Source organism: Reyranella sp., from assembly GCF_965279465.1.
Lineage (GTDB): Bacteria > Pseudomonadota > Alphaproteobacteria > Reyranellales > Reyranellaceae > Reyranella.
The window spans coordinates 5,618,108-5,642,988 of the sequence record NZ_OZ257242.1 but is presented as its reverse complement, the minus strand read 5'-3'; the positions used below and the strand labels follow the sequence as shown (position 1 = coordinate 5,642,988).

Here is a 24,881-nt window from a genome sequence, read left to right as displayed (position 1 = left end):
CGATGACGAGGCGATCATGCCTTGAAGTGGCCACTCGGCTTCGCTCCGGGCCGCGGCTATAACGGCGGCGGAGGCTCCATGAAGCTCATCGGCTACTTCCGCTCGTCGGCGGCGTTTCGCGTGCGCATCGCGCTCAACCTCAAGGGAATTGCGGTCGAGCATGCGTTCCGGCACCTGCGCAAGGGCGAGCAGCGATTGCCCGACTATGTCGCGATCAATCCACAGAAGCTTGTGCCCGCCCTGGTCCTCGATTCGGGCGAGGTGCTGACTCAGTCGATGGCGATCCTCGAATATCTCGACGAGACGCACCCCAATCCGCCGCTGCTGCCCACGGATCCGGTCGGCCGGGCGCGCGTGCGGTCGCTGGCGCTGATCCCGACGGCCGACATCCATCCGATCCAGAACCTGCGCGTCATGGCCTATCTGCGCGAGAGGTACGAGCAGTCGGAGGAGGCCACCTTTGCCTGGTCGCGCCATTGGATCGAGACCGGCTTCGAGGCCTATGAAGCCTCGATTGCAGGCAACCGGCATACCGGCAGCTACAGCCACGGCGACCGGCCGACCATGGCCGACCTCTGCCTCGTGCCGCAGGTCTTCAATGCGGCGCGCTTCAAGGTCGATATGTCGAGGTTCCCGACCATCCAGCGCGTCCATGCAACCTGCATGAAGCACCCGGCATTCGATGCGGCGCAACCTTCGAAGCAGCCGGACGCCGAACCATGAAGAAGCTCCTCGTTGCCGCCGTTGTCGTTGTCCTGTTGGTCGGCGGTGCCGTGGCGGCAGTGCCGACTATCGAGAAGCACGCCGCGGCACAGATCAAGAGCGACATGGAGCTCGATGGAAAGACGACAGTCGGAGCGGTCGAGGTTGGACTGCTCGATCGGCGCATCCAGCTCACCAATTTGCGGACGAAGCAGTTCGGCGAGATCACCATCGGTCGCTGGCAGGCTTCGGGACTCGCCTGGCCCCTTGGCGAACTGATCAAGGGCCACACTCCGCTTTCGGGCCTGCAACTCGGCGATCCTTTGCAGGCCGGCCGGCTCGAGCTCGACGATATCCACGCGGTCGAGGAGCGGGCGAACTGGTCGATCGATTCGCTGGTGGTCGAGGGCTTCGACCTCCAACGCTACGAGCCTCCGCCTGTCGGCAGCCCCAATCCGCTCAGCCATCTCGGTGCGCGCATCGCCAGAGCGCTATCGATGGCGCGCCTCGAGCAGAAGGGCACCGTCTTCACGGACATCAAGGGCGACTCGGTCGCTCTGGGCGCCGTGCACATCGAACGGTTCGACAAGGGCATGATCGGCTCGGTCGCAATTACGGGCTTCGACATCGCGCCCAAGGCGGCCAAGGCACCCTCCATCCGGGTCGCCGATTTCAAGCTCACCAATCTCGATCTGCGGCGGGCGTTCACCGCCATGAGCGCGCCGGCATGGCGGCCGGGCATGCCGGTCGGACGGGTCGATCTCGACGCCGCAAACGTGTCGGGCTTCGGCGGCGAGGCGCTGACGCGCTACGGCATCTCCCTGGGCAGCATCAGCTCGGAAACCAGGCGTGAAGGCCAGGACGTCAAGCGCTCCGGCTTGCGTATCCAGGGTTTTGTGCTGGCGCCGCCGCTGCGCGGCCTCGAGACGCTGCAGTTGCGCATCGCCCTGCAGGCGATGGGCCTGAAAGACCTTCGCCTCGAGCTCGATTGCGCAGGTACGGAGGATCGCGCCAAGTCCGAGGTGTCGGTCGATCGCTGCGCCTTGACGGGGCCCGAACTGGGCGAGATCGACCTGTCGATGAAGCTGGTCGGGACGGATGGGGCTTTCTGGCAGGCCATCGATGACGGTGACACCCTCGCCTTGCTGCGGACCAAGGCCGGCCTGAGCGGCGCCAAGCTCGGCGTCGCCGACCGCGGCCTGGTCGAACGTTCGCTCCGGGCGGTGGCGACGACCAGCGGCCAGCCGCTGGCCGCCGTGCGCGCCGGCTTCGCTCAGGAGGTGCGGCGCTTCCAGCCGTCGGGCGTGCTGATCTCGGAGGACATGACCAAGCTGCTCGACACGGTCGCGCGCTTCATCGAAACCGGCGGGACGCTGACCCTCGAAGCCAGGCCCGATCCGCCGATCGGCATCGACAAGCTCGAGTATTTCCGCCGCCCGGGATCCGACCTGGTCAACATGCTTGGTCTCAGCGCGACGCTGTCGCGGTAAAGCCGGACAAGCCCTCCTCCCCATGGGGATGGGGAGGAGAGGGATTATCCCTTGGTGCGCGCGTCGCTGATCATACGCTTCAGCGTGTCGGCGTCGACGGCGCCGGGGACGAACTGGTTGCCGATCACGAAGGCGGGCGTGCCGCGCACGCCGAGCGCCGAGGCGAGCGCCATGTTGCGCTCGATAAGCACCTTGAGCTTGGGATCGTCCATGTCCTTCTGAAGCTTGGCGATGTCGAGGCCGACCGAAGCTGCGATCTCCATGATGCGGTCGCGGTCGAGCTTCCCGCTGAACTCCATCAGGGCATCGTGCAGCGCGAGGTGCTTGTTCTGCGCCCGTGCCGCGAGCGCCGCGAATGCCGCGATGCGCGACGGCTCGCCCAGGATCGGCAGGTCCTTGAAGACCAGCTTCACCTTGCTATCGGCAGCGAGCACCGACTTCACCGCGCTGTGAGCGCGCTTGCAGTAGGGGCACTGGTAGTCGCTGAACTCGACGATCGTGACGTCGCCGTTCGGGTTGCCGACGATCGGGCTCTCCGGATCGCTCATCAACGCCGACCGATTCTCCTGGATCGCTTTCTGGGCGACGGTGTCGCGCTGGCTGTCCTGCTTGCGCTCGAGCTCCTGCATGGCCTCGACCAGCACCTCAGGATTGGCCATCAGATAGTCGCGAATCGACCTGCCGAGCGCCGCCTTGTCGCCGCTCGTCGCGGGCGCCGTCGCCAGGCCGGTCGGCATCGTGCCGCGCGCCGCCAGGACGACGCCGACGGCCACCAGGCCGCCGCACAGGATCAGAAGGATGGAACGCATGCAGGTCACTCCGAAAAGAGGGCGTCTTATTTCCGGCGTGGCCGGGAGTTTATGTAGGCTTTGATGTCCTGGGCGCGTTGCCAGGCGGGCGTGCCTTGCTGGAGCTGGCGTTCAGCCGTTGCGGCATGGGACTGTGCCTCAGCGCGATTGCCGCGGATGATCGCCATTTCGGCGCGCGCGAGCGAGGTCATGCCGGGATTGTTGAGCCTGGAATAGCCCGTGGCCATCAGGCGCCACAGGTCGAAATTGCCCGACTCGGTCTGGTTGGCGAGCTCGAGGTTGCGCACCGCCTCGCGGTCGTTGTCCGGCTTGTTGGTTTCCAGCAGGGCGCGGGCAAAATCGACCTTCAGGATGCCGACGGCCGGCAGGAGCTGCACGGCGCGGCGATAGGACGGCACTGATTCGGCAGCGCGACCGTTCTCGAACAGCATCTGACCGCGCAGCTCGTGGAAGTACGGATCGTTGGGGTAATCCTTGAGCAGGCCATCGATCGTGAGCAGCGCGGAGCCGAGGGCCCCCGTGCGGTAGAGCGCGATCGCGCGGGCGTAGCGTGCCGGCACCGCACGGTCGCCCTCGGCGTAGCGCTGCAGCGCAACGCTCGGCGTCAGGAAGCCCATAAGCTTGGCCACGATGCGATGGTGCATGTCGAGAAATTGCGCCGACTCGGGGACATTGGTGTATTGCGAGCGGGCGGCTGCCTCCTCGAAGAAGGCGATGCGGTCGGGTGTCAGCGGATGGGTTGAAAGATAGGGATCTCGGCGGCCCACCAGCATGCGTTCGTCGCGCTGCAGGATGCGTAGGAACTCAATGGTCCCCTTGACCGACTGGTGGGTGCGCTCGAGGAAAGTCATCGCAGCCTGGTCGGCCGAGTTCTCCTGGGTCTGGGTATATTTCAAGAAATACCTCAGCGAGCCGGGCGCGCCCAGGCCGCCGCCGGCATCGGCGGGAGCCGGCCGGCCGGCACCGCCGGCCACAGAGCCGCCGGCCATCGCGCCCGCGCTGAGCAGCGCCTCGAGGATCTGCAGCGTGCTGAGCTTCTCCATTTCCTCCTGCGCGCGCGCCAGATGGCCGCCCGCGATGTGGCCGGTCTCGTGCGCCATTACACCGATCAGCTGGTTGGGTCGCTCCGTGCGCAGCAGCAGGCCGGTGTTGATGAAAATGCGCTGGCCGCCGGCGACGAAGGCGTTGAGCGTGCCGTCCTGCACGATCATGATCTCGACCGCGCTGGGATCGAGGCCCGCCGCCCGCCAGATCGGCGTAACCATGACCCGGATCGAGTTCTCGATCTCGGCGTCGCGGACCAGACTGAGCCGTTGACCTTGCTGCGCAACGGCGTCACGAAGCGGCGTGAGCGCAAGCAACACGGCACAGGAGAGGGCGAAGATGCGTTGGATCACGGGCGGCACGGCTAACCGTCAAGCTATGAATGGCCGGCCGCGCCGTCAATTGCGCAAGCTGGCGCTGGCCGCCGGGTTTTTGCTCTCGGCTTGTGGCGGAAGTGAGCCCTCGCCGGAAAATCTTGCCAATCCCACGGGAATCGCGGCCAACCGCGCACCGCTCAGTGCCCTCTTGCGCGGTGTCAAATTCGCCGCTGTCGCGGCCGACGAAAGCCGCGCGGCCGAGGTAGGACGTGATGTTCTGCTGGCCGGCGGCAACGCAACGGACGCCGCAGTCGCGATGTATTTCGCCATGGCGGTCACCTTGCCATCCGCCGCGAGCCTCGGCGCATCGGGTGCATGCATCGTGCATGATGCAAAGACCCGTGCCGGCGAGGCGTTCGTCTTCGCGCCCGTTTCGGCACCGGGCGGTATCCGCGGCGTTTCGATCACGGTTCCGAGCGGCGTGCGCGCGATCACGCTGATGCATGTCCGCCATGGCCAGGCGCGCTGGGAGGCGACCGTTGCTCCCGCGGAGCGGCTTGCGCGACTCGGTGTGCCGGTGTCGCGCGCCCTGTCGCGCGACCTGCAGGCGGGAGCGGTGGCGCTCGGTGCCGACAGCGAGGCGCGCCGTATCTTTGGCAAGGGGGGCGGAATCGCGGTGACCGAAGGCGACAGCTTCGCCCAGACCGATCTTGCCGCGACTCTCGGCGTCCTCCGTCAGCGCGGCGGTGTCGATCTCTCGCAAGGCACTCTGGCCCGGCTGGTGTCAGAACAGGTATCGCAACTCGGGGGGAGCATGCCGCTCGAGACGATCCGCAGCGCCGTTCCCCAGGCCGGCCCGCCCGCCGGCGAAAGCTATGGTGGTTTCCGCGTCTATGTGGCGCCCGCGCCGATGGCCGGGGCCAGCGCGCTCGCCGGATGGAAAGGCCAGCCCGGAGGCGGCGGCGCGGCGCCTTCGGATTCCGGCGGCATCGCGGGGCTCGCGGCGATCGACGAGAAGGGCAACGCGGCGGCGTGCAGCCTGTCGATGGGCCAGCTCTTCGGATCGCGCATCATCGTGCCCGGTACCGGCATCCTGCTCGGCACGCCGACCGCCGACAGCACGGCCGTCAGCCCGCTCGTGATCGGCAATCCGGGCAATGGCGAGGTGCTGTTTGCCGGCGCGGGCGGCGGTTCGCCGTCCGCTGCCTACGCCACCGGCTTGATTGCGCGCGGCACGGTGCAGGACAAGCAATATGTCGCGGCGGCGCTCAAGGCGCATGCCGGCCGGGGCGGATATGTCGAAGCGATCGCTTGCCCCGACGGCATCAGGAGCGGCGGCGTAAGCTGCAACAGCGGTATCGACCCGGCCGGTGGCGGTCTGGCGCTGAACGCCACGTCGCGCTGACGCACGCCATGTCGCGTCCCGTCTCGCGCCGTTCCGGCGCCGTCGATCCGTTCATCGTCATGGACGTGATGGCCGCTGCCGCCGAGAAGGAAGCGGCGGGCGACACCGTCATCCATCTCGAGGTCGGCCAGCCCAGCACGCCTGCACCCAAAGCCGCATTGACCGCGGCGCATGCCGCGCTCGACAGCGACCGCATCGGCTATGTCGCCGCGCTCGGCATGCCGGCGTTGCGCGAGCGTATCGCACGGCACTATCGCGACACCTACGGTGCCAACGTGTCGCCCGAGCGCGTGATCGTCACGACCGGCTCTTCGGGTGGCTTTCCGCTCGCCTTCCTCGCAAGCTTCGACGCGGGCGACAGGGTAGCGCTCGCGGCACCGGGCTATCCGGCCTATCGCAACATCCTGGCGGCACTCAACCTCGAAGCCGTCGACCTGCCTACCTCCGCGGCCGATCGGTTCCAACCGACGGTCGCCGCGCTCGAGAAGGCAGGGCCGATCGCCGGGTTGATCGTGGCGAGCCCGTCCAATCCGACCGGCACGATGGTGAGCCGCGCGGAACTGAAAGCCCTGGCCGACTGGTGCGACACCCGGGGCGTGCGGCTGATCTCCGACGAGATCTATCACGGCATCGTGTACGAGGGCGAAACCACGTCGGCGGTCGAGGTCTCCGACCATGCCATCGTGGTCAACAGCTTCTCCAAGTATTTCTCGATGACCGGCTGGCGGGTCGGCTGGCTGATCGTGCCTGACGAGCTGGTACGGCCGATCGAGCGGCTGACCCAGAACTTCTTCATTTCGGTGCCGACACTCAGCCAGCATGCGGCGCTTGCGGCGTTCAACGGCCGCGACGAGCTGGACGGCCACGTGCGGCGCTACAAGGTCAATCGCGATCTGCTGATGGCGGGTCTGCCGGCGGCCGGTCTCGACCGGCTCACACCGCCGCAGGGCGCCTTCTATATCTATGCCGACGTCTCCCACCTGACCAACGACAGCCGCGACTTCTGCAAGCGAATGCTGGGCGAGGCGGGGGTGGCGACGACGCCCGGCGTCGATTTTGATCGGGCGCGCGGGGCGGGGACACTACGCATCTCCTTTGCCGGTTCGACGTTGGAGATGGAGGAGGCGGTTCGACGCCTGAAACAGTGGAGGCGCGTGTGATCGTTCGAATTGCGACCGCGGCCATCGTATTGCTCTGGTCCGCCGCCGCCGCCGAAGCGCAGCCGAGCTTCGACTGTGCAAAGGCATCCACTGCCGTCGAACGGGCGATCTGTGACGATGCCAGGCTGGCCCAGGCGGACCGTGAGATGGCAACGGTCTACGGCACCCTCTGGAACCGACTGTCCGGAACGGCCAGGGATCACCTGAGCCAGGACCAGCTGCGCTGGCTCGCCAACCGGGCGAAGGCCTGCACAGGTGGCGCGGAGGACGTTGCCCGCTGCGCGAGGCAGCGCTACGTCGCACGCATTGCGACACTGAAGGCCGAGAGCGAAGGACCGTATCCCTTCGTAAGCGAGCAGGCGCTGGTGCGGAGCGGCAAGGTCGGGACGACGCGCTACGAGATCGATGCCAGCTATCCGCAATTCGATGGTCCGAACGTCGATTTCTCGGCGGTCAACAGAGCCTTTGCCGCTGCGGCGGAAAAAGGCGCCCAGGATGCCGTACCGCCAAAAGATGCCGGGTATCACGGTATCAATCAGGTCTGGACGTATCTCCAGAGCTTCCAGCTTTTTCGCCCAAGCCCACATAGCATCTCGGTGGCGACGACCTTCTACATCTTCACCGGCGGCGCCCATGGATCGAGCGGCGTGACGGCAACGCTGGTCGACTTGCGCACCGGCCACCGCGTGCCGCCTGCCGGCGTCTTCGCCGCAGGTTCGGACTGGAAGCGCATCATCACCGACATCGCCCGTGCCGATCTCAAGCGGCAGTTCGTGGAGCGGCCGGGCTTCGCCGAAGCGCTCGAGCCCACCGCCTTCGACAAGCTCATGGCCGATCCCGATCGCTATCTCTTCAAGGCCGATTCCCTCGAGATCATCTTCAACCAGTACGACGTCGCTGCGTACGTGATGGGACGCTACACCGTCGAAATCCCTTACAGCCGCCTTAGCAGCTTGATCCGCAACGACGGCCCGCTTGGGCGCTGACTATCTTGATCTGAAACGGGAAAGAGCGGTTGTGTCGCTTTCTCCCACCCCGCCTTCTCCGTCTGACGGGGAAGGTGCCCGAAGGGCGGAGAGGGAAAGCCCCACTGAGCCACCGGCAAGCCTCAGATGATGATCTTTCAATGCAGCTTGCGGCGGTCCCGCGTCGGCGCGACGGCCGCTGCGGCCGTCGGCCTCCGGTCGACCGTCGGGACCGGGCCTGAGTGGTGGCCTACGATGTGCCAGCCGCTGGCCAGCCGCGCGAAGGTGTTGGTCGCCATGAGCTGGCCGTTGGCCAGAATCTCGCGGCAGACCACGATGGCGAGGCCGGATCGCCCGACCACCCATTCGTCGGTGCAGCGCACCTTGGGCGACTCGGGATGGCCCAGGATGCCCTGCCAGCTGCGCAGGATCTCAGACCTTTCATGCAGCGGCCCCTGGCCGGGATGCAGGCAGACCATGGCACCGGTCGGGGCCCAGAGCTGTTCCATGGCCTCGTAGTCGCGCTCGTTGAAGGCGCGATAGAAGGCGCGGTTGGCCGCGAGCACGGCTTCCCGCTCGTCGTCGTCGAATTCCGCCATCATCGGCGGCAGGCGGGGAGGACGGCGCGGCATTCGACCCTCGAAACTCCTCTGTTGCGCGGGCTAGGATTAGCCGACACAGAGGAAGCGTCCAACCGCCGAGAAGGCCAATGTCCATACCCAAGCTCGAGTTCCCGCCGTTCCATCTGCCGCCGGAAGCGGAAGAGTTGCGCGTCGAAGTCCGCGCATTTCTTCACGAGACGCTGCCCACGGTGAAGTCGGAGGACCGCTTCGCCAGCTGGAACACCTTCTCGCCGCAATTCAGCCGCGAGCTCGGCAAGCAGGGCTGGATCGGCATCACCTGGCCCAAGCAGTACGGCGGCTCGGAGAAGAGCTTCCTCGAGCGCTACGTCGTCACCGAGGAACTGCTCGGCAACAGCGCGCCCGCCGGCGCCCACTGGGTCGCCGACCGCCAGTCCGGCCCGCTGCTGCTGCGCTTCGGCAGCGAGGAGCAGCGCCAGGCGATCCTGCCGCGGATCACCGCGGGCGAGTGCTTTTTCTCGATCGGCATGAGCGAGCCCGACTCGGGCTCTGATCTTGCCTCTGTCCGCACCCGTGCCGAGCCCGTGCCGGGCGGCTTCCGCGTCAACGGCACCAAGGTCTGGACTTCGGGTGCCCATCGCAATCACTACTGCATTGCCCTGGTCCGCACATCGGGCCAGCACGGCGACCGTCACAAGGGGTTGAGCCAGATCCTGGTCGACCTCAAGACGCCGAACATCACGATCCGGCCGATCATCAATCTCGCGGGCCGGCACGACTGGAACGAGGTCACGTTCAGCGACACCTTCATTCCCGAGAGCTGCCTGATCGGCAATGAAGGCGACGGCTGGCTGCAGGTCACCAGCGAGCTGGCCTTCGAGCGCTCCGGTCCCGAGCGCTTCATGCAGAATTACTACATTCTCCGCGAGCTGGTTCGCGTGCTCGGCCGCCAGCCGGCGAAGCGCGCTGCGGCGATCCTGGGCCGCATCATCGCGCGGCTGTGGACCTTGCGGCAGATGTCGGTTGCCGTCGCGGGCATGATGCAGGGCGGCAAGTCGCCGGCGATCGAGGCGTCGCTGGTCAAGGACCTCGGCACGATCTACCAGCAGGACCTGCCGGAGATCGCACGCGTGCTCGCCGAGAGCGATGCCACGACGGAAGAGGACATGGCTGATTTCCTCGACGTGGCGCAGTACGCGACGATGATGGCGCCAAGCTACACCATCCAGGGTGGCACCACTCAGGTCCTGCGCGGCATCGTTGCCCGCGGGCTGGGGTTGAGGTGACAGCGCGCCAAGGACGACGGATCAGAAGACAGCCAGGATTGTGACGGAGAGTTCAATGGACCGCGAATCGCGCGAGATGCTGCTGGAGACTGCCGACCGCTTCTTCACCCAGCGCTGCGGCAAAGGCATCGTGAACGGTGTCGAGAAGGGCGTGTGGCCCGTCGATTTCTGGAAGGACATCGAGGAGATGGGCCTGCCGATGATCGCTGTCCCCGAGGACAAGGGTGGTGCGGGCGGGACCTTGGCCGACATGCTGGCGGTGCTGCGGCTCGCAGGCTCGCACGCCGTGCCAGTGCCGCTCGCCGAGACCGCGCTCGCCAACCTGCTGGTGTCCGCCGCCGACGGCGTGCCGGCGACCGGGACCAGCACGTTGGCGCTCGGCAAGGTGACGTTCAACGGCAATCGCCTCAGCGGCAAGGTGGACCGCGTGCCGTTCGCCGCGGTGGCCGACCGCTTCGTGACCGTGGCCAACGCCAACGGCAAGCCGATGGTCGCTGTCGTCGCGGCGGGCAACGTCAGCATCAACGAGGTTCCGACCCACGCCGGCGAGCCCTACGGCACGGTGACGTTCGACAACCCCGCGTGCGAGTTCGCGGCCGCCTCGCCGGTCAGCCTCGAGCGTGCGGTCGAGCTGGCCGCGCTGGTGCGCGCCATGCAGATGGCGGGCGCGGCCGACAAGGTGCTGGCGATCGCCGTCGAATATTCGAAGCAGCGCGTTCAGTTCGGCCGGCCGATCTCGACCTTCCAGGCGATCCAGCACATGCTGGCCGAGCTCGCGAGCTGCGTCGCGGCGACCATCGCTTCGGCCGAGGCGGCGGCGCGCGATGCCGACGAGGGCGGGCTGGCCGAGGGCGGCCGCTTCTCGATCGCCGCGGCCAAGAGCCAGGCGTCGGAATTCGCGCAGCGCATCGCCGCCATCGCCCATCAGTCGATGGGTGCGATGGGCTTCACCCACGAGCACATCCTGCATCACTACACGCGGCGGCTCTGGGTGTGGCGCCGAGACTTCGGCAGCGAGAGCTTCTGGGGCGAGAAGATCGGCACGGCGTTCGCCAAGGCCGGACCGCAGGCGCTGTGGCCGGCCCTCACGTCGAGCCAGTACGCGGCCTGAGTCTTGCTTGAGGTCGACTGATGAGTGCCCAGATGCTCCCGGTCATCGATTTTGCCGGCGCCACCGACGAGGCGCTGGCCCGCCAGCTCGACCAGGCCTTCACCGACATCGGCTTCTGCTATTTTCGCGGCATCGGCGTCGACCGGTCATTGGTCGACGGCGTGTTCGAGGCATCACGGCGCTTCCACGCCCAGCCGCGCGCGGCCAAGGACGCGATCGCGATGAACCGCTTTCATCGCGGCTACATGGCGCCCAAGACGTCGATCATCCAGACTTCGTCAGTCGCGAAGGTCACCAAGCCGAACGATTCGGAATCGTTCATGCTGATGCACGAGGTGGCGCCCGACGATCCGCGCTACGGCCGACCGCTCGACGGCCCGAACCTGTGGCCCGACCTGCCGGGTTTCCGCAAACCCGTCGAAGCCTACGAAAAGGCGATGCACGCCTTCTGCCTGCGCCTGCTGCCGCCGATGGCGCTCGCGCTCGGCCTCTCGCGCGACTGGTTCGCGCCGCATTTCGTGCAGCCGACGACGTTCCTGCGCCTGCTGCATTATCCGCCGCATGCCAAGGACGCGCCCGATGATGCCTTCGGCTCGGCGCCGCACACCGATTATGGCTTCGTCACCATCCTGGCCCAGGACAGGCAGGGCGGCCTCGAAGTGCGGCGCAAGGACGGCACCTGGCTGGCCGCGCCGCCGCTCGAGGGCACGTGGGTGGTGAACGTAGCCGACATGCTGTCGCGCTGGACCAATGGACGCTGGCAGTCGACACCGCACCGCGTGACGAACCTGTCGGGCAGCGACCGCTATTCGTGCCCGTACTTCTTCGACATGGCGATGGACAGCATCGTCGAGGTGCTGCCGACTTGCCGGCCGGCGAAGCATCCGGCCGTGCGCTACGGCGACTATCTGATGGAGCGGCTCGACAAGAACTACTCCTACCGGCAACAGTCCGCGGCATGAGCGCGCTCGAAGTCACGAGCCTGGCCTTCGCCTATGACGGTGCGCTGGCGGTGCGGGACGTCTCGATCAGCGTGCAGCCCGGCGAGATCGTGGCGCTGCTGGGCGCCAACGGCGCGGGGAAGTCAACCACGGTGCGCATGATCGCGGGCGTGCTCAGCCCGCAGAAGGGTGCCGTCCGCTTCGGCGGCGAGACGCTGACCGGAACGCCCAGCCATCATGTCGTGCGCCGCGGCATCACGCTGGTGCCGGAAGGCCGGCTGGTCTTCCCGCAGATGACGGTGATGGAGAATCTGCAGCTCGGCGCGCACATCAAGCAGCGCCATGAGGTCGCCGCGCTGGTCGAGCAGGCGTTCGCCCTGTTCCCGCGCCTTGCCGAGCGGCGCAGCCAGCTCGCGGGTTCGATGAGCGGCGGCGAGCAGCAGATGCTGGCGATCGCGCGCGGCCTGATGGCCGAGCCCCGGCTTATCATCCTCGACGAGCCGTCGCTCGGCCTGATGCCGATGGTCGTCCAGGAGGTGTTCAGGCTGATCGAGGCGGTCAACAAGCGCGGCATCAGCGTCCTGCTGGTCGAGCAGAACCTGCACCAGTCCCTGCGCATCGCCCATCGCGGCTACGTGCTGGAGAAGGGTGCCGTCGTGCTCGCCGGGACAGGTCAGGAGCTGCTGGCCAACGACTACGTCCGGCGGGCCTTCCTCGGGCATTGAGCTGGGAGCGCGGCTCTCCAGAGCCGCTCATGGGATGTGTCGATCTGAAGAAGAGCGGCTCTGGAGAGCCGCGCTCCCAGCATAAGAGAGATCAAGCCGCGTCGGGCGTGCCGAGATAGGCGGCAATGACCTTGGGGTCGTTGGCGACTACTTTCGGTGCGCCGTCGGCGATCAGGCGGCCAGCATCGAGCACCAGCACGCGATCGGAAACTTCCATCACCGAGGGCATGTCGTGCTCGACCAGCACGACCGTGACGCCGTTGGTGCGGACCTGGCGCAGCACGTCGATCATCGCCGCGGTTTCGGTCGGGTTGAGGCCGGCGCAAGGCTCGTCGGCGAGCAGCAGGTCGGCCCGCGTGGCGATGGCGCGGGCGACCTCGAGATGGCGGAGTTGACCGACGGTCAGGCTGCTCGCCGGCTGCTCGGCGAGCGAGGCGATCGCCGCCAGCTCCATGGCGCGGCGTGTCGTGGCGTCCACATCGCGCGGTCCGGCCTTGCCGAACAGCGCGCCGACGCGGACGTTCTCGAAGACGGTGAGATCGCGAAACGGACGGGCGATCTGGAAGGCGCGGGCGATGCCGAGCTCGGCGATGCGGTTGGTCGCCATGCCGGTGATGCGCTTTTCGCGGAACCTGATCTCGCCCGCCGTCAGCGGCAGGTAGCCGGTGATCAGGTTGAACATCGTCGACTTGCCGGCGCCGTTGGGGCCGATGATGCTGGTGATCGAGCCGGCCGCGATCGCGAACGAGACGTCGCTGATCGCCGCCAGTCCGCGGAAGTTCTTCGACAGGCGCTCGACCGTGAGGAGGCTCATGGTGCGGTCCGCTTTCGCTTCTTCAACAGTCCCGCGACGCCGCCCGGCGCGGAGAGCACCAGGACCACCAGCAGCAGGCCGGTCGCGAACAGGTGGAAGTCGAGCAGGCGGCCGAGGATCACCTGCGTGACGAAGACCAGCAGGAAGGCGCCGATCACCGGCCCGAACAGCGTGCCCATGCCGCCAAGTAGCGAATAGACAATCAGGCTGAGATTGGTGTCGTCGCGATAGACCGAATCGGTGGTGATGTAGCCCAGCGAATGGGCGTAGATCACGCCCATCACGCCGGTCAGCACCGCGCTCACCACGAAGGCCAGGCGCTTGTAGCGCTCGGTCGGCACGCCGAGCATGCGCGCGGTGTCCTCGTCCTCGCGGATGCTGAGCAGGCCCGCGCCGAAGCGGCTGCGGCGGATCTGCCAGGAGACCAGCAGGATGAAGAGCGCGGCCACGAGGTAGATCTCGTAGAAGAAATTGGCCGGATCCATGCCGGCCGGCGCGATCGGCGGGAAGTTGAGGCCCATCGAGCCCTGGAAGAAATCGATGTTGTTGGTGACCTCGGCGCAGACGTGGCTGACGCCGAGCATGGCGATGGCGAAGAAGGTGCCGCGCAGCCGCAGGATCGGATAGGCGAGCAGGGCCGCCAGGGCCGCGCAACAGGCCGCGCCGGTGAGCAGGCCGATCGGCAGCAGCAGGGCTGGCGACAGATGGGACAGCTTGTCCTCGACAAGGCCGGCGGTGAAGGCGCCGACCCCGATGAAGGCCGCATGGCCGAAGCTCGCATAGCCCGCGAAGCCGCCGAGGATCGCCCAGGCGAGGCCAAGCCCCGCCGAATAGAGCATCAGCTGGCCGACACGGACGTAGAACGGCGGCAGGAACAGGGGACCGGCCGCCAGCACGACGACGATGGCCGCGACCAGCAGGAAGATCAGCGTGGGATTGCGCTTCATCGGGACGGCGCGAAGGCGTTGCCGAGGAGACCGTTCGGCCGGACCAGCAGCAGGAGCACGAGCAGGAGAAACATAGTCACGTTGGGGAAAGCGGGACCGACATATTGCGCCGTGAGGGTGCTCACCAGGCCGAGCAGCAGGCCGCCGATCAGCGCCCCGGCGGGGCTGCCAACGCCGCCCAGCACGACCACGACGAAGGCGTTCAGCGTCCAGCCGCCTTCGTCCATGGGCGAGAAGGGCAGGATGATGCCGATCACGATGCCGGCCGCGCCGGCGAACGCGGCCGACACCGCGAAGGTCAGCGCATAGACATGCCGCACGTTCACGCCGCACAGCCGCGCGGCCATGGTCTGCTGCGCCGTCGCCCGGATGACGCGGCCAAGCGGCGAGAAGCGCAGCAGGGCGGCAAGGCAGGACAGGAGTATCAGGCTCGCCGCCAGCGCGCTGAGCCGCACCGCGTCGAGATTCACGGGACCGAGCTTCAAGGACGTGAAGGCATAGCTCGGCGTGATGCTCTTCATGTCGGGCGAGAAGACCCAGATCATGGCGTTCTGCAGCATCAGCGCGACGCCGAAGGTCAGCAGCATCGAATTGACCGAAGCGCGGTCGACGGCGTGCTGGATCAGGAAGCGCTGGTAGGCATAGCCGACGCAGAACAGCACCGCCATCACCGGCGGGATGCAGAGCAGCGGATCGATGTGCAGCGCCTCGGAGAAGATCAGCGCGAGGTAGGCACCCATCAGCACCAGGATGCCGTGGCTGAGGTTGATGACGTGCAGCACGCCGAAGATCAGCGAGAAGCCGACCGCGGCGAGCGCGTAGATGCCGCCGAGGACAAGGCCGTCGGCGAGCGTTTGCGCGATCAGGTTCATGTCACATTCATGATCTTCGCTGGGAGCGCGGCTCTCCAGAGCCACTCTTCCTCGCATTGCCCCACCCCATGAGCGGCTCTGGAGAGCCGCGCTCCCGGCAAACCGATCAAGCCTTCTTGTCCCAGGGCTGAGCCGGATAGATGGCCGCCGCGGACTTGGCCGCTTCCGGGAACACCGTCTCGAGCTTGCCCTTCTGGACCTGGCCGATCATCCCGCCCAGGGTCAGCGGATCGCCGTCGCCGTCGGGCGTGAATTTGATGCGCGCATAGAAGGTCTCGTAGTCGGCCGCGGCCAGCGCATCCCGCACGGCATCGGGCTTGATGCTCTTGGCAGCCTGCATGGCCATCACATAGGTCTCGATGCAGGCGGCGGCGCCGGCGACGTGATAGGCGATCGGGCGCGTGAACTTGCTGCGATAGTATTCGGTGAACTTCTTCGCATCGCCGAAGAACTTGTCCTTGTAGGGCACCGCTTCGTCCCAGTAGGTCGAGCACAGGATCGACTCGGAATACTTGCCCAGCGCCTCGCGATAGGAGGCGAGCTGCGGGCCGAGCCCCTGGTACAGCAGCTTCACGTTGGTGTTCGTCGCCACCATCTGGCGCGCGATCAGCAGCGAGTTCTGGTCGTGCACGACGCAGAGCAGCATGTCCGGCGTGTTGGCGCGCACCGAGGCAAGGACGCTCGAGACGTCGGTCACCTTCGCCGGCAGCTCGAAAGTGTCCAGCAGCTTGAAGCCGGCCTCGTTGCACGAGAGCTTCACACCCTCGGCCGCGGTCTTGGAGAAGGCGTCGTTGTTGTAGATCACGGAGTAGCTCGCGGGCGTCGGCTGCAGCGTCTTGAACAGCGCCGATGCGGCCGCGAACTGCCGGGTGGCGCGCGGGAACATGCCGAATACGTATTTGTAGCCGCGGGTGAAGATCGCGTCGGAGCCGCCGCCGGTCTGCACCATGGGCTTCTTGGCGCGCTCGGTGATCGCCACCGTCGGCAGCACGATGTTGGAGCCGAACGAGCCGAGGAAGAAATCCGTGCCCTCGTCGATCTGGCGCTGGATCAGCGTCGTGGCCCGCGCCGGGTCGCTCGCATCGTCGAACAGCTTCAGCTGGATCTTGTACTTGTCTCCGGCGATCTCGACCCCGCCCAGCACGTCGTTGATATAAGTTGCGGCGGTGATGTAGCCGTTGTTGACGTTGAGGCCGGTCTCCGCGGCGGCACCGGTGAGCGGCACCGAACCACCGATCGTCAGCGTCTTGGTCTGGGCCCGGCTCGACCGAAGAGCCGGGGCGGTGAGGGCGACCGCGCCCAGTCCTGCTGCCAACACATCACGACGCTTCATGAATTTCCCTCCAGTTTCCGTATAGCAGTCGGCCCCGGGCCGACCGATCGTCCCAAACGGCCATTGCGGTGCAAGATGCATGCCCTGCATAGCGGATGACGCTGCGGACATCTCATGAATTCTTCCCCGCGCGGCGCGAAGTTAGGAACATGATCAGCCCTTGATCTCTACGCCGGCCCATTCCTCCAGAACTTTCGCGATGTGGGTGAAGTCGGAGTCGGCGCCGAAGCGGGCTCGAGTGATGGCGAGCATCTCGCGCACCGCGCCGCCGACGACCATCGGCACGCCCATAGCCTCAGCTTCCTCGACGCAGAGACGGACGTCCTTGTAGGACAGGCCGGTCGCGAAGCCGAAATCGAAGGTGCGGGGCAGGATGGCGCGCGGGAACTTGTCCTGCGTGGCGCTGTTGCGGCCGCTCGAGGCATTGATGATGTCGATCAGCAGCTTGGGATCGAGGCCGGCCTTCACGGCCATCGCCATGACCTCGGACGTCGCGACCATCGCCGTCGCCGCCAGCAGGTTGTTGGCGAGCTTGGCGGTCTGCGCCATGCCGGGCTTCTCGCCGGCGAAGAACAGCTTGCCGAAGGTCTTCATCATCGGCTCGATCTCGCCGAAGATCTTCTTCGGGCAGGACACCATGACCGCGAGCGTGCCGGCCTTGGCGCCGGTCATGCCGCCGCTCACCGGCGAATCGACCCAGCCGATCTGGCGCTCGGCGAGCTTGCCGGCCACTTCCGCGGCGACGCCGGGCCCGGTGGTCGACAGGTCGATCATCTGGCGCACTTTCGAGCCGTTGATGATGCCAGCATTTCCGCCCAGCGCAACCTGGCGGACGATATCGGGCGTCGGCAGGCTGACCAGAACGATCTCGGCCTGCGAGGCGACTTCGGCAGGCGAGGCGGCGACCCGGGCTCCGCGCTCGGCAAAGGGCTTCAGCGCTTCCGGAGAGACGTCGTAGATACACAGTTCATAGCCTGCATCGAGCAGGCGCGAGGCCATCGGTCCACCCATCCGTCCCACGCCGACGAAGCCCACCACTGCCATTATTTCCTCCACATTCGCACCGGCTGCTAAGCTAGCATCCGGGAGGAACCATGCTGAAAGGCAAAACCGCACTCGTCACCGGCTCGACGCAGGGGCTCGGGCTCTCGACGATCGAGCGGCTCGCGTCGCACGGCTGCAACATCGTCATGAATGGCCTCGGCAATGCCGAGACGATCGAAGCCAATCGCCGGCGGATTGCCGACGCGCACGATGTGCGCGTGGTGCATCATGGTGCGGATCTCTCGAAGCCCGCCGAGGTAGCGTTGCTCGTCGAGGCAGCGCTGGCGGAATTCGGCGGCGTGGACATCCTGGTCAACAATGCGGTCGTCCGTCACTTCGCGCCGATCGAGGACTTCAAGACGGAGGACTGGGATCGTGCGCTCGCAGTCAATCTCTCCTCGGCTTTCCACACCACGCGCCTGATCCTGCCCGGAATGCGCCGGCGCGACTTCGGTCGCATCGTCAACGTCGCTTCGATCTTCGGCTTGCGCGCCGTGGTCAACCGGGTCGACTACGTGACGACCAAGACGGCGCTGATCGGATTCACCCGCGCCGTGGCACTGGAGACCGCTGCGCAAAACATCACCTGCAACGCCATCTGCCCCGGCTCGTCGCCGACACCGGCGATCGAGCAGCGTCTCGCCGACTTCATGGCCAGGGAGAAGCTGTCGCTGGACGAAGCCGTCAAGGCCTTCATGGGATCGCGTCAGCCGTCGGGCCGGTTCGTGTCGCCCGAGCGGGTGGCGGGCTTGGTCGCCTTCCTGTGCGGACCGGACGGCGATGACACCACAGGGTCGGCCATTTCCATCGACGGCGGTTGGAGCGCAGCGTAGTCTCCCCCCAACAATCTTGGAGGAGATGACCGATGACCGTTCGCCGCCGTAAATTCCTGCCTGCCGCCGCCGCTACCGTGGCTGCCAGCACGCTCGCTGCGCCCGCCATTGCGCAGACTGATCCCGTCATCAAGTGGCGCCTGACGGCCAGCTATCCCAAGAGCCTCGACACGCTGTTCGGCGCGGTCAACACCGTCGCCAAGACGGTGAGCGACCTGACCGATGGCAAGTTCGAGCTGCAGACGTTCGCTGCCGGCGAGATCGTGCCCGGCCTGCAGGTGCTCGACGCCGTGGCGAACGGCACGGTCGAGTGTGGCTTGACCTACATGGGCTACTACATCGGCAAGAATTCGGCGGCGATCTTCGATGCGTCCTTGCCGTTCGGTCTCACGCCGCGCCAACACGCCGCCTGGCTGAATTTCGGCGGCGGACGCGCGCTCGTCGACGAGGTCTACGATGGCTTCGGCGTCGTCGCGATCACTTCGGGAAATACCGGCGGCCAGATGTTCGGCTGGTTCCGCAAGGAACTGAAGACGCCCAAGGATCTCGAGGGGCTGAAGATGCGGACGGCCGGGTTTGGCGGCAAGGTCATGGCAAAGCTCGGCGTGGTCGCCCAGCAGATCGTCGGCGGCGAAATCTATCCCTCGCTCGAGCGCGGCACGATCGACGCCTGCGAATGGGTCGGCCCGTACGATGACGAGAAGCTCGGCTTCAACAAGGTCGCCAAATACTACTACACGCCGGGCGTTATGGAGCTCGAGGCGACCAACCAGCTCATGATCGGCAAGAAGGCCTGGGCGACGCTGCCGCCGCGTTACCAGGCCGCGATGCGGGCCGCCGGCGCCGTCGCGAACCAGGAGATGCTCGCCTCCTACGACGCCAAGAACGCCGAGGCGATCGCGCGCCTGGTCGCCGCGGGCACGCAGCTCTCGGTTCTGCCGGAGGAGATCATCAAGGCGCTACGGGTCGCGCTCGAGCAGGTGCTCGACGAGGAGGCGGCGGCGAACGAGCAGTTCAAGAAGATCCTGACCAACTGGCGTGCGTTCCGCGCCAACCAGCACCGCTGGTTCTCGATCGCCGACACCCGTGCGGAAAACGCGGTCTATCGGTCGACGCCGTCTTAGGGGTAGGAGGGCTGCTTCTGCCGTACTCCGCAAGAGTGCGAGCGATGCAACGGCCAATCCGCTACATCAGCCGTGGGCGCTTAGCTCAGCGGTAGAGCACACCCTATACATGGGTGAGGTCGCACGTTCGATCCGTGCGGCGCCCACCATCGCCCTTCCGGATGGGGACGAGAGTGAGATCCTTCTCGTCCCGCTCATCGACGACATGGTTTGCCCGGTCCACCGGCCAAGGCTCCGCGATAGGCCCAAAGTATTACTCAAAGTGCGCTTCCTCATCATGCAAGTCCCGACGGTGGCCGAGCAGGGCTTTCCGGGCTTCGAGGCCGTCGCCTGGTTCGGGCTGATCACAAGAAGTGGTGTCCAGGGCGAGCAAGTCGCCCGCGTTCATCAGGATGTGGCCAAGATCCTTGCGGACCCGACCTTCGTCGCGCGTCTGGAAGAGTTCGGCCTGATTCCGGTTGGATCGGGGCCGCAGGAGTTCGGAGAGTTGATTCCGAGGGAGATCGTTCGCGTGCAGGCTGTCCTGGGCACGCTCGGCTTGAAGGCTCGATGAGGTTGGGGATTTACGTCGGTTCGGCCTGACAGGACGCCATGGCCGGCTCATCTCGTTCAACCGTCATAGGTGAGCACGACGAAGCCGTTGGCCGGAAGGACGATCTCCGCCGATGTGGGGAGGCCATGCATCGCAGCGCCATCCGCGCGAACGCCGCCGCCGTTGCCTTGGACGTCGGGATTGACCCATTGCTCGTAGACATCGCTGTTGAAACGCTCTCGCCACTGACCGGCGCGTGGCATCCCGATGCGGTATGCGAAGTGGGTCGTCTCGCGCAGGTTGGCGACGATCAGCACATCCGATCCGACGCCCTCTATCCAGCGATGCTGCGCCAGCACCCGATCGGCATTGTTGACATGGAAGACGTTGAGCGAACCGCGCCGCAGCGCTCGCAGGTCACGGCGGAGCGAGATAAGCTCGCGCGTGAAGCGGAAGAAGTCGCGCATGGACCGGTCGGTGGCAAGGCCGTCCCACCAGATTAAGGAGGTCCGGAAGTAGGAGGGGTTGTCGCTCCAATATTTGTCCTCGTAGATCTCCTCACCCATGAACAGCATCGGAATGCCGGGCGCCGTCAGCAGCAAGCCGGTCGCAACGCGCGCGCGGCTGCGTGCAAACCATGAGCGCGAGTTGGAGGGATCCCCTGCCAGGGCGATCCGCGGCTGACGATCGGTCTCGTTGTCGACTCGCACGACGTCCTGGTTCTCGAGATGCTGGACCTTGCGATAGCCCGCATCGCCTGCGGCCCGCAGCGCCTGCGCGAGAGGCATGAGGTCGATCTTCGCATCGTTGCCAGCCGCGACCTGGCCGAGCAGGTTCCGGATCGCTCCGCGCAGATCCGCCGAAAGGGCGCTGTCGAAGCCGGCACCTCCCTCGGCGTGGGTGCGGATTACCGCCGATTGATCGGCCCAGTACTCGGCAATCAATAGCGCATCGCGACGTTGGCCGCGCAGCCTGTCGGTGAGCTCCTGCAGGAAGCTCCAGCCGCCGTGCCGGTCGATCACGGTGACTTCGTCGAACCGGAAACCGTCGACGTGATACTCGTCGAGGAAGAAGCTGGCATTGTCGATCAGGAATTGCCGAACCTCCGGCTTCCAATAGGCGAAGACCAGGCCACCGGCCCAGCCCTGGTCGGTGAAATAGAGGCTGCGGTTGTTGTCGCCGGGAACGTCGCGATCCAGGAAATACAGGCTCTTGTCGCCGAAATCGCCGCCGGCGTGGTTGTAGACGACATCGAGGATCACGGCGATGCCGTGCAGGTGGAGGATGTCGATGACGGCCTTCAGCTGCCGTGTCTGGCCATCGAGCGCATCCGGCGCGAGCGGAGCTTGGCCCTTGCGGGCGAGCAGGGCGTTCGCCTGGTCGACGTAGCGCGGATAGTCCGGGTCCGTCGGCGCCACGGTGTAGTCCATCTCGGGCGAGAAATAGTCGACGCCATTGTAGCCAAGCGAGCGCGGCCCGGCGAACTCCTGGACGGGCAACAGCTGCACCGCGGTGACGCCGAGCTCCACCAGGTGGTCCATGCGGAAGAGCAGATCCAGGAAGCGTCCCGGGCGATCGGCCCGACGGTCGCTACCATCACGATCGGTCGACCAATAAGCGCCGATGTGCAGCTGGTAGAGGATCAGGTCGCCGAATTGAGGGCGCACGAAGCCGGCGTCGTGCCACGAATAGGCGTCGGACCGCGTGACGATGCAGCGGCTGTCGGGGAAGGGCGGCTCGCGAGTCAGTTCACGCGCGCGGGGGTCGCGCTTCTCACCGCTGGTGCCGGGGCCGTGCACGAAGAAGATGTATTCGTCTCCCTCGCGGACACCATCGATCGAGGCGGACCAATAGCCGTTGCCCTCGCTTGCGAGCGGATGGTCGGATCCGCCGTCGAAGCTGCCGCGCACGCTCACGTCCCGGGCAAGGGGAGCCCAGACGCGAAAGGTGGCGCCTCCATCTGTCAATTGTGCGCCCAGCGGAGCGCCTGCGACCCCAGGCACGTCAGCCGTCCCGGCTGAACATCGCCAAAAGGGTCCGCCCGCCGGCCGTAACGCTATGGCCGTGAACGATGATGTCCATCGCTTCTTCCCACCAGCTGCCGAAGGCATGCCCGAGCGCATGCTGTGCTGCATATCAGTCTCGACGGGAATGCCGATCGTGGCAATCTTCGTTCCAGTCGGGGCGACGTACCGAGAGGCGAATTTGATTTTGCAGGTGTCAGACCCGGCCGGACCGCGTTGTCGTCAGGATCTTTCTGTTGGCGATGAGGCTGCGGCAGATCGATTTCAGCGCCGTCACCGTCTCGCGCGTGGCGCGGCTCACCGGGCGGCCGCGCGGCAGGGCGAGCACGCGATCGGCGCGCATCCAGGGCACCAGCGCGGCCGACAAGGTGCCGTTCGTGACCTCCTGATGGATGCCGGAGAAGGGTAGGAGGCCGTAGCCCAGCCCGTCCATCACCATCTGCTTGAGCGGCGTCATGCTCTCGACGCGGAAGGCCGACGGCGTCGTGAGCGGAAAGGGATTGCGGCTGAGCGGGCGGACAACCGCAGGCAACGCATTGAACGCCTTGCGCGTGATCGTGCCGGACCTGAGCAGCGGATCGCCCGGCGGCCCGATCACGAACACCTGCTCGACCACCAGCGTCTCGTAGTCGAGATGATCGTTGGGCCGCGGCGCCGAGACGAGGGCGACGTCGATCTCGCCGCGAAGCAGCCGGTCGGTCATCTCTTCGGTCAGCCCCTCGCTCAGCTCGAACTGCACGCGCGGGAAGCGCGCGGCGAACACGCGGGCGAGCGGCGCGTAGAAGATGTCGGCCAGGCTGGAGGGCGCGCCGAGCCGCACCGTGCCGCTCGGCTCGCGATTCTCGGTCTGCACCTCGGCCTTGATGTCGTCGAGGCTGCCGAGCAGCCAGCGGCTGCGGTCGAGCAGCACCTTGCCCGACTCGGTGACGGAGACGCCGCGCGTGCCGCGGACCAGCAGCGCGCCGCCGAGTTCCTCCTCCAGCACGCGGATGTGCCGGCTGAGCGCCGACTGCGCGACGTTGAGCGCGCTGGCAGCCGCGCCGAAGCCGCCGCGTTCGGCGACGGCCAAGAAGTAGCGGAGCTGGCGCAGATCCATCGAGCCCTCCCGATCTCGAAACGAGATCACGAACATATCAAACATATTCTGGTGAGATAGAGCGCGGGCGCGGAAAGTCTCCTCAACAAGGCAGGAGGAAGCGCATGGCCGAAGCCACGGACGTTCAGCGGCGCACGTCGGTCTTCATCGTCGGCGGCGGCCCGGTCGGATTGGCAATGGGCCTGCTGCTCGATCGCTTCGGCATCGATGCCGTGATCGTCGAGAAGAGCCCGACTACGACCGACCATCCCAAGTCGCGCGGCTGCTGGGTGCGCACCATGGAGATCTTTCGCCAATGGGGCATCGAGCAGCGCATCCGCGATCGCGGCCTGCAGGACAATTCCGACATGTTCGTCCAGGTCGAAAGCATCGCCGGACGGGAGATCGGCCGCTCGCGGCCGGAGCCCAATCTCGGGCAGACGCCGGCCTGGAAGTGCCTGGTGGCGCAGGATGCGGTCGAGGAGGAGATCTACCGCGTCATCGAGCATTCGAACCGCGTGCAGGTGCGCTTCTCGACCGAGTTCGTCGGCTTCGAGGAGACGGATGACGGCGTAGAATGCGAGATCCGCTCGGTCGAGACCGGTGAGACCGAGCGCTGGCACGCGAAATACCTTCTGGCGTGTGACGGCGCCGGCAGCCGGACGCGCCAGAAGGCGGGCATCGACATGGTCGGGCCAGCGTCGATGGCAGTGCTGCTCAACGAATATTGGCGCGCCGACCTGTCGCGCTTCCCGCTCGCCCGCGAGGCCGCGGGTTACCAAATCTATTCGGATACGCCGGGCGTGCCGCGCGCCGGCATCCTCAACACCAACGGCCGCGACCGCTGGCTCAGCATCATCCAGATCGGCCAGGAGAAGGACGACCGTCCGCGGCCCTGGACCGACGCGGAGACGATCGAGATGATCCGCCTGCACGTCGGCGTGCCCGACCTCGAGGTAACGCTGCTCAACCGCTCGATCTGGCGGATGAGCCGGCAGGTCGCGGCGACGTTCCGTAGGCGGCGCGTCTTCCTGGTTGGCGATGCCGCCCATCGCTTCCCGCCGACGGGAGGCTTCGGCCTGAACTCCGGCGTGCAGGATGCGCACAACCTGACCTGGAAGCTGGTCTATGTGCTGCGCGGCTGGGCGTCGGACAAGCTGCTCGACAGCTATGACGTCGAGCGCCGGCCGGTGGCACAGTCCAACGCCGACTTCAGCGTCGGCAACCGTACGCGCTTCCTGCGCATGGAACAGGCGATCCGCTCCGGCAACGAGGATCACATCGCCTTCTGGATCAACGACCTCGACAACCACCTGCACAGCATCGGCCAGGCGCTGGGCTTCACCTACGAGGAGGGCGCGGTGATCCCCGACGGGACGCCCAAGGGCGGCCACCTCACGCGCTACTACACGCCGAGCGACCGGCCGGGCGGGCGCTTCCCGCACCTCTGGCTCGATCCCGCGCGCAAGCACTCGACGCTCGACTGGTTCGATCAGGAGTTCACCGTGGTCACCGGGCCGCTGGGCAACGCCTGGCTCGAGGCCGGTCGCGACGTGTCGGCCAAGCTCGGCATGCCACTTGGACTGCGTCAACTGCCCAACGCTCATCCCGCCGATGGCATCGAGATGGGATTGCGCGGCGCCGTGCTGGTGCGGCCCGACGGGCACGTCGCCTGGCGCATGCCCTACATTCCGGCCGACCCGGCGCGCGAGCTGGCGGGCGCGGTCGGCGCGCTGCTGCAGTGAGT

23 protein-coding genes and 1 tRNA gene are annotated in these 24,881 nt (G+C 66.5%); 14 read left to right on the top strand and 10 right to left on the bottom strand.

Going from position 1 to position 24,881, the window contains the following annotated elements; genetic code table 11:
- The first annotated feature begins 78 nt into the window (after nt 1-78).
- Together maiA and ACQY8M_RS27575 are read left to right on the top strand one after the other, a co-directional pair.
- Complete coding sequence (maiA, locus tag ACQY8M_RS27580) at nt 79-723, top strand: maleylacetoacetate isomerase (protein ID WP_428662549.1); 645 nt, start codon at nt 79-81, stop codon at nt 721-723.
- The gene (locus ACQY8M_RS27575; protein WP_428662547.1) at nt 720-2,192 is read left to right on the top strand and encodes a hypothetical protein; all 1,473 of its coding nucleotides are present in this window, start codon (nt 720-722) and stop codon (nt 2,190-2,192) included. The genes maiA and ACQY8M_RS27575 overlap by 4 nt, the downstream gene beginning before the upstream one ends.
- Nucleotides 2,193-2,236: 44 nt before the next feature.
- On the opposite strand, the gene ACQY8M_RS27570 is transcribed toward ACQY8M_RS27575, so the two are convergent.
- Entirely contained in the window at nt 2,237-3,001 is a 765-nt protein-coding gene (locus tag ACQY8M_RS27570; RefSeq protein ID WP_428662544.1) for a DsbA family protein, read from the bottom strand.
- 26 nt (nt 3,002-3,027) lie between these two features.
- A complete protein-coding gene (locus ACQY8M_RS27565; protein ID WP_428662541.1) occupies nt 3,028-4,407 on the bottom strand; it encodes a M48 family metalloprotease in 1,380 nt (459 codons plus the stop codon).
- Here ACQY8M_RS27565 and ACQY8M_RS27560 point away from each other — a divergent pair.
- The 3 genes from ACQY8M_RS27560 to ACQY8M_RS27550 are packed head-to-tail and all read left to right on the top strand — an operon-like array spanning nt 4,385 to nt 7,913.
- Nucleotides 4,385-5,767: a gamma-glutamyltransferase gene (locus ACQY8M_RS27560; RefSeq protein WP_428662538.1), complete on the top strand. Its 1,383-nt coding sequence runs from the start codon at nt 4,385-4,387 to the stop codon at nt 5,765-5,767. The two genes, ACQY8M_RS27565 and ACQY8M_RS27560, sit on opposite strands and share 23 nt — an antisense overlap.
- Before the next feature lie 8 nt (nt 5,768-5,775).
- On the top strand, nt 5,776-6,927 hold the full coding sequence (locus tag ACQY8M_RS27555) for a pyridoxal phosphate-dependent aminotransferase (RefSeq protein ID WP_428662535.1): 1,152 nt from the start codon (nt 5,776-5,778) through the stop codon (nt 6,925-6,927).
- Nucleotides 6,924-7,913, top strand: coding sequence for a DUF3298 domain-containing protein (locus ACQY8M_RS27550; protein WP_428662532.1), 990 nt, complete (start codon nt 6,924-6,926; stop codon nt 7,911-7,913). Before ACQY8M_RS27555 ends, ACQY8M_RS27550 begins: the two co-directional genes overlap by 4 nt.
- A gap of 137 nt (nt 7,914-8,050) precedes the next feature.
- Here ACQY8M_RS27550 and ACQY8M_RS27545 read toward each other — a convergent pair whose 3' ends face one another.
- Nucleotides 8,051-8,524, bottom strand: coding sequence for a nuclear transport factor 2 family protein (locus tag ACQY8M_RS27545; protein ID WP_428662529.1), 474 nt, complete (start codon nt 8,522-8,524; stop codon nt 8,051-8,053).
- A 77-nt stretch (nt 8,525-8,601) separates the two neighbouring features.
- On the opposite strand from ACQY8M_RS27545, the gene ACQY8M_RS27540 reads away from it, so the two are divergent.
- The 4 genes from ACQY8M_RS27540 to ACQY8M_RS27525 are packed head-to-tail and all read left to right on the top strand — an operon-like array spanning nt 8,602 to nt 12,536.
- Nucleotides 8,602-9,759, top strand: a complete 1,158-nt coding sequence (locus tag ACQY8M_RS27540; protein ID WP_428662526.1) for an acyl-CoA dehydrogenase family protein — start codon at nt 8,602-8,604, stop codon at nt 9,757-9,759.
- A 55-nt stretch (nt 9,760-9,814) separates the two neighbouring features.
- Entirely contained in the window at nt 9,815-10,870 is a 1,056-nt protein-coding gene (locus tag ACQY8M_RS27535; RefSeq protein WP_428662523.1) for an acyl-CoA dehydrogenase family protein, read from the top strand.
- A gap of 20 nt (nt 10,871-10,890) precedes the next feature.
- Nucleotides 10,891-11,832 carry an isopenicillin N synthase family dioxygenase gene (locus ACQY8M_RS27530; protein WP_428662520.1) on the top strand — a complete coding sequence of 314 codons (942 nt, stop codon included), beginning with the start codon at nt 10,891-10,893 and terminating at the stop codon, nt 11,830-11,832.
- Nucleotides 11,829-12,536: an ABC transporter ATP-binding protein gene (locus ACQY8M_RS27525; RefSeq protein ID WP_428662518.1), complete on the top strand. Its 708-nt coding sequence runs from the start codon at nt 11,829-11,831 to the stop codon at nt 12,534-12,536. Before ACQY8M_RS27530 ends, ACQY8M_RS27525 begins: the two co-directional genes overlap by 4 nt.
- 91 nt (nt 12,537-12,627) lie before the next feature.
- Here the strand turns inward: ACQY8M_RS27525 and ACQY8M_RS27520 are convergent, their stop codons facing one another.
- The 5 genes from ACQY8M_RS27520 to ACQY8M_RS27500 all read right to left on the bottom strand — a co-directional run bounded on the left by ACQY8M_RS27520 (nt 12,628) and on the right by ACQY8M_RS27500 (nt 17,546).
- Nucleotides 12,628-13,350, bottom strand: coding sequence for an ABC transporter ATP-binding protein (locus ACQY8M_RS27520; protein WP_428662515.1), 723 nt, complete (start codon nt 13,348-13,350; stop codon nt 12,628-12,630).
- On the bottom strand, nt 13,347-14,297 hold the full coding sequence (locus ACQY8M_RS27515; RefSeq protein ID WP_428662512.1) for a branched-chain amino acid ABC transporter permease: 951 nt from the start codon (nt 14,295-14,297) through the stop codon (nt 13,347-13,349). The genes ACQY8M_RS27520 and ACQY8M_RS27515 overlap by 4 nt, the downstream gene beginning before the upstream one ends.
- On the bottom strand, nt 14,294-15,169 hold the full coding sequence (locus ACQY8M_RS27510) for a branched-chain amino acid ABC transporter permease (protein WP_428662509.1): 876 nt from the start codon (nt 15,167-15,169) through the stop codon (nt 14,294-14,296). Before ACQY8M_RS27510 ends, ACQY8M_RS27515 begins: the two co-directional genes overlap by 4 nt.
- Before the next feature lie 106 nt (nt 15,170-15,275).
- Nucleotides 15,276-16,502 carry an ABC transporter substrate-binding protein gene (locus ACQY8M_RS27505; protein ID WP_428662507.1) on the bottom strand — a complete coding sequence of 409 codons (1,227 nt, stop codon included), beginning with the start codon at nt 16,500-16,502 and terminating at the stop codon, nt 15,276-15,278.
- 153 nt (nt 16,503-16,655) lie between these two features.
- A complete protein-coding gene (locus ACQY8M_RS27500; protein ID WP_428662504.1) occupies nt 16,656-17,546 on the bottom strand; it encodes an NAD(P)-dependent oxidoreductase in 891 nt (296 codons plus the stop codon).
- A 50-nt stretch (nt 17,547-17,596) separates the two neighbouring features.
- On the opposite strand from ACQY8M_RS27500, the gene ACQY8M_RS27495 reads away from it, so the two are divergent.
- From ACQY8M_RS27495 to ACQY8M_RS27480, 4 genes are all read left to right on the top strand, one after another.
- Nucleotides 17,597-18,379 (top strand): 3-hydroxybutyrate dehydrogenase, encoded by a 783-nt coding sequence (locus tag ACQY8M_RS27495; RefSeq protein WP_428662502.1) that lies wholly within the window; start codon nt 17,597-17,599, stop codon nt 18,377-18,379.
- Between the two features lie 32 nt (nt 18,380-18,411).
- Nucleotides 18,412-19,503, top strand: coding sequence for a TRAP transporter substrate-binding protein (locus tag ACQY8M_RS27490; protein ID WP_428662499.1), 1,092 nt, complete (start codon nt 18,412-18,414; stop codon nt 19,501-19,503).
- A gap of 74 nt (nt 19,504-19,577) precedes the next feature.
- A tRNA-Val gene (locus ACQY8M_RS27485) sits at nt 19,578-19,652 on the top strand.
- Between the two features lie 113 nt (nt 19,653-19,765).
- The gene (locus tag ACQY8M_RS27480; RefSeq protein ID WP_428662496.1) at nt 19,766-20,056 is read left to right on the top strand and encodes a tripartite tricarboxylate transporter substrate-binding protein; all 291 of its coding nucleotides are present in this window, start codon (nt 19,766-19,768) and stop codon (nt 20,054-20,056) included.
- 56 nt (nt 20,057-20,112) lie between these two features.
- Here the strand turns inward: ACQY8M_RS27480 and ACQY8M_RS27475 are convergent, their stop codons facing one another.
- Both ACQY8M_RS27475 and ACQY8M_RS27470 read right to left on the bottom strand, forming a co-directional pair.
- Nucleotides 20,113-22,038, bottom strand: a complete 1,926-nt coding sequence (locus ACQY8M_RS27475) for an alpha-amylase family glycosyl hydrolase (protein ID WP_428662493.1) — start codon at nt 22,036-22,038, stop codon at nt 20,113-20,115.
- Between the two features lie 217 nt (nt 22,039-22,255).
- Nucleotides 22,256-23,155, bottom strand: coding sequence for a LysR family transcriptional regulator (locus ACQY8M_RS27470; RefSeq protein WP_428662490.1), 900 nt, complete (start codon nt 23,153-23,155; stop codon nt 22,256-22,258).
- Between the two features lie 104 nt (nt 23,156-23,259).
- Between ACQY8M_RS27470 and ACQY8M_RS27465 the strand changes: the two genes are divergently transcribed.
- Nucleotides 23,260-24,879, top strand: coding sequence for an FAD-dependent monooxygenase (locus tag ACQY8M_RS27465; protein ID WP_428662487.1), 1,620 nt, complete (start codon nt 23,260-23,262; stop codon nt 24,877-24,879).
- The last annotated feature ends 2 nt before the right edge of the window (nt 24,880-24,881 follow it).